This window comes from Haloarcula sp. JP-Z28 (assembly GCF_011440255.1).
Taxonomy (GTDB): Archaea; Halobacteriota; Halobacteria; order Halobacteriales; family Haloarculaceae; genus Haloarcula; species Haloarcula marismortui.
Genome location: NZ_JAAOHT010000131.1, coordinates 1 through 4471, shown reverse-complemented (window position 1 = coordinate 4471; position 4471 = coordinate 1). Strand labels below are relative to the sequence as shown.

Here is a 4471-nt window from a genome sequence, read left to right as displayed (position 1 = left end):
GGTCCAAAATTCAACGACAAAAAAGCAAGAATCCGATTGTACTAAGAGAAGCTGTACTGCTCATTAGCGGAGCAGACCCACCAGTTTCGTGGAACTACCGCCGGCTACCCAGTCCACCCGCCGATCTTGACCTGTGTACTGTCTGCCGGAGCATCGTCTGCTGTCTTCCCAACTGAGTCAAATGGGGGCTCGACGAGACGCGGCACTTCATCGTCGTATGTCCGGTCAGGGCGTTTCACACAGTCGACCAGCAGGATAGGACTGCACTCACTGCAAGAGTGCGTTGCCCCGTCGAAGCCGTTGATACTCACCGACCAGGAGATAACGCTCACGAGCCGATACGTCTCTGCTGCTGGACGACGAGTACTGGCAGACCAGCACCCAACAGCGCCACAGACATCGCAGGTGACGAGATAGTCTTGATCTGCCTCGTGGAAGAGCGAAGCGGCCTGCTCGACGTTGTCGCGGTCCTGAAGCGCACACTCCCGGCAAATCGTGAATCGGAACACGCCGTCTTCTCGGTCGACCTCGTCGGGCCACTGGACGTAGGTGTACGCCTCGCCGGAGATATCAGCCCTCACTCTACAGAATCGACAGCACTCAGCCGTTGCTTCGGGCTGGACGTCGGTCACCGAGACCACCGTGCAAGTGTTGACTGCTCGCCAACAGTGTCCACAGGACAGAGAAAGCGCCACTTGTAGCGCTCACGAATCGGCTTGTCCTCGCGGTTGCTTGCCTGTCCTGGTTCACGATAGCCCGTACAGGTCCAGCCCTTGTCTTGCAGCGCCCGAACCATCGCCCCATCGTAGTCCGAGCGTACCCACGTCAACAAGAAGCGAGTGTTACGGTCGTCAGCCTGCAAGAATCGCTCCTGTGAGCGGGCTAGCGCCGCCGACGCGAGGTTTGGCATCCGAACGCCCATGCAGATACGCGCGGCCTCAACGAGCGAGTCCCCAGAAATCACCTCACTGTCAACGACTGGTGTGTCCGTCGACGGAAGCACCCGCCGGGCGGTTGCTCTGATCTCCGTGGGAAGGCTGTCCATCTCGACGGGCTCGGGACAGAGCTGGCCGTCGACGCCGTACCGGATTCGCTTCTTCGAGATGAGTGGGTAGCGGTATGTGATGGCCCCGACCAACGAGTCCTGAAAGTACATCCCGTGGTGGGTGAGGTTGACCGACGGCAGTGACCCCATGTAGGAGTGGTGGGCCTCGTACACGGCGGCTGCGGTCTCTCTGTCGATTGGCTCCACGGCGACATGATCGGCAAATCGAATCCCGAGAGGTGCGGTGAACGGGTCACCGTTGGCGTGGATCGGACAGGAACACTCCCCTGTGTCTGCTGGCGGGCGATGCTGGAACGACTGTGCTTGCGTCGACACTGAGTGTGTGGACATCCTCTCACCCGCCAGAGGAACAGAAAATCCCTACTTCGATGGGTTACCCAACAGAATCAGATTTAGATAGGCCACTCACCAAACGTGTGTGAATGTTTCCCTTTGAAGACTGTCTTGTGAAGTACCTCGGGATCGAGATCTGAGGAACCCGAGTCAAACCGCCTGTAGATAGAACCCCCGCCCCCCGGGGTTGTCCGCAATTCCCCAACATAGAGCAGGGCAAAAGCCCACGAACCTTTGGGTGACTGGAAAGATCTCGAAACTGACGATAAGGCATCAATTGCCAAGAGCAAGCTCCTCAAACGCTCTAGTAGCTTATTCCCACATTGGGCTTGTTTGGTATAGCGCGTTCAGTCTAGCGATGACGGGTATATTGCTGCTCCTAACCTCCTCCCCCGGGGATGTCTGCAATTCCACGGCAAGAATATATCGAGGTTGAATGGCGATAGCCATTGGAGTAGTTAAATATATATTTTATAGCTTGTAAACGGCCTCAAGACATCTCTAGCTACTATTTACTACTACTAATGGAAAAGCTTATTAAATACATACTAGTCAATCGGCGACATCATACCAAATCGGCGAGTTCTTCGAAAACAGTCCAGTTGAACCGACTATCTACACCCCACCGCTTTCCCAAATAATTGCGGACAACCCCGGGGGCCCGGGTAGGACTCTCCTCCAACGAGAGACTGTACGGAAGAATGAGTGTTTCACTAAAGTGATTAGAATTGCGGACAAGGTGGGGGGTTATTCGGACAAGCCGGACATTGCGGACGCGGGGGTTTATGTGAGTTGGGTACACGAGATATACACATGGATTCGTCCCCGTACTCGACGACCTCCGATATCTTTGCGGTCGGCGGCGAGGACTACCTCAAGGAGGGTCACACCCCGACGACGCTCCCAGAACGACAAGAGGAGATCTTGAAACTTCGGCGTTCGTTAAAGCCTGCAGCTCGTGGTGCTGGTGCCGAGAACACTTTCCTTTCGGGCAAGGCCGGCCAGGGAAAGACGGCAGCTGCGAAGGCAGAGCTCGCCGAGTTGAAGGCGTTCGCCGATGCACAGAACCTCGATCTGACATCAATGTTCTTTTCGTGTGAGGGAATTACCTCAAGCTACACGCTCGCGTGTGGACTCTGTGAAGAGCTCGGTGGTGAGAATCCTAATGGGCATCCGATGCAGAAGGTACTCGACCACCTCTGGGATGCGATGAACGATATCGGCGGAACAATTATTATTGTGCTTGATGAGATCGACAATCTTGGCACGGACGACAAAATCCTCTACTCGCTCCCCCGTGCACGTGATAAGGACTACGTCAACGACGATGTCTACCCGTCGATCATCGGCATCAGCAACGATCTTCAGTGGCGCGATAACCTCGATCCTGCTGCGAAGGACAGCCTCTACGATGACTCGATCTTTTTTCCACCGTACGACGCACACGAACTCCGTGACATCCTCTCTCGCCGTGCGAGTAAGGCGTTCCGGGACACGTCACTAGTGTACGAGACACCTGCCGGCGAAGAATTCGAGATCAGCGCCAATCTTGACGACAACGACGATAACTCGCTTGCCGACAGTTTCGAGGCTATCGATGCTGACCGGAGCGAGTGTACGCTCTTGCGTATCCACTCGAACGTACTATCTGAAGACGTGATTCCGCTCTGTGCTGCATACGCTGCACAGGACAAGGGGAGTGCCCGCCAAGCAATCAAGTATCTCCGAAAAGCTGCCGCCATCGCCGAGTCTGAGGGTGATTCCCGTGTCGGAGAAGAACACGTCCGAACCGCTCAGGGTGAGGCTGAGCGAGAACTAATCATAGAAGGCATGGAACAACTCACGACACAGGGCCACCTCGCGCTGGCAGCGGTGACAATTCTCGAACTCGGGAGCCACTCCGAGATTCGGACACGTGACGTCTACGACATCTACAAGTCGCTATCAGATCACATCGACGCCGACCGACTAGCCCAGCGACGGATGCGCGACCACCTTATCGAACTCGATATGCTGAGTATCATTCGTGCACGGAAATCTGCCTCCGGATCTGTGGGCGGCGAGGCATATACATTCGAACTTCGCGTTGAGCCATCGACGGCTATCGACGTGCTTGAGGCCGTTTCCCGGTTCGAATCCGTCGACTTCGACGATTTAGCAAAGGAGTGGCTGAACGAACAACAGACGCTAGGGTAGCAGTCGCTGTTCAGATATCGGTAGTCATCTGTGCTATGGTGCCGTCTCCTGTGACAGTTTCGCGCTCACTGGTACTCCCTCATCCTACGGGGAGTCACAAAATTCTCTGAGACGACACGTTCGGCTCTAGCCGTGAACTTCACTGGGAGTGAGTCCTGCCCGGTATTCCACTCTGTCTCGCTCGTGTTGGCTCCGGTACGCGAGCGTCTGTCCGTTCTCGTACTCAACGACAATCGCATCCTCAAGGCCATTTACAGTTGCTCTCGACCCGTCAGCAGCCCAAACAGGGTCCATCGGTTCCGCTGTTAGCGGGCTCCGGTCTGCCTCCACGGTCGGCCACACCCCCCGCGATTTCCAGTATGACCGGATGTGTCGCAGGCTCTCTCGAACCGTCTCCCGTATCGAGAGGTGGTCTGCATTGCCGTAGCCGTGTGATGAGAAGTACTCGCCGTGAAGCGCCGCCAGATGAATCCCGTTCCAGTCGACGCCAGCGATATCTGCTGGTTCTTCACCGGTCACACGCGGCTGTGTTAGCTCCTCAATCACTGGATACTGCTTCGTCGGACTTGCCCCCAGCAGATGCACTCGCCGTCCCCGCCAGTCCACAATATCCGTGTACTCGTCGGCGGTCTGGTCGGAGTAGCCCATCGGGTAGCCCAAGACAATGTCGTCGTCGATCACGTCGATTGCGTCGCGGCACTTCGGGACGATGATAACCTCTGTCCCCGGAAACTTCCGTTTCAGCTCCCGTGCGGCTTGGTTGTACCGGCGCGCCTCCTGTCGGTCGTATGCGTCGCCAAGCATCCCGACCGACGGCTCGTACTGCTCGAAGCGTTCGATGTACCGGTCCAAGTCTGGATTCCGGAAGTCGTTGTC

Annotated in this window: 4 protein-coding genes; 1 reads left to right on the top strand and 3 read right to left on the bottom strand. The window is 56.3% G+C overall.

The annotated features are described in order from the left end of the window. Positions 1 to 104: 104 nt before the first annotated feature. The gene (locus G9463_RS23310; protein ID WP_370458000.1) at positions 105 to 632 is read right to left on the bottom strand and encodes a hypothetical protein; all 528 of its coding nucleotides are present in this window, start codon (positions 630 to 632) and stop codon (positions 105 to 107) included. Next, entirely contained in the window at positions 629 to 1396 is a 768-nt protein-coding gene (locus tag G9463_RS23305; RefSeq protein WP_165897960.1) for a hypothetical protein, read from the bottom strand. The genes G9463_RS23310 and G9463_RS23305 overlap by 4 nt, the downstream gene beginning before the upstream one ends. An 816-nt stretch (positions 1397 to 2212) precedes the next feature. Here G9463_RS23305 and G9463_RS23300 point away from each other — a divergent pair. After that, positions 2213 to 3595 (top strand): Cdc6/Cdc18 family protein, encoded by a 1383-nt coding sequence (locus G9463_RS23300; protein ID WP_165897959.1) that lies wholly within the window; start codon positions 2213 to 2215, stop codon positions 3593 to 3595. Between the two features lie 126 nt (positions 3596 to 3721). Here G9463_RS23300 and G9463_RS23295 read toward each other — a convergent pair. After that, positions 3722 to 4471: DUF6610 family protein (locus G9463_RS23295; RefSeq protein ID WP_165897958.1), on the bottom strand; the 750-nt coding region annotated here is incomplete at its 5' end.

What these genes read in the sequence shown, in the direction of transcription:
- G9463_RS23305 (WP_165897960.1), bottom strand. Translation starts at nt 1,396, where the DNA reads ATGTCCACACACTCAGTGTCGACGCAAGCACAGTCGTTCCAGCATCGC.
- G9463_RS23300 (WP_165897959.1), top strand. Translation starts at nt 2,213, where the DNA reads ATGGATTCGTCCCCGTACTCGACGACCTCCGATATCTTTGCGGTCGGC.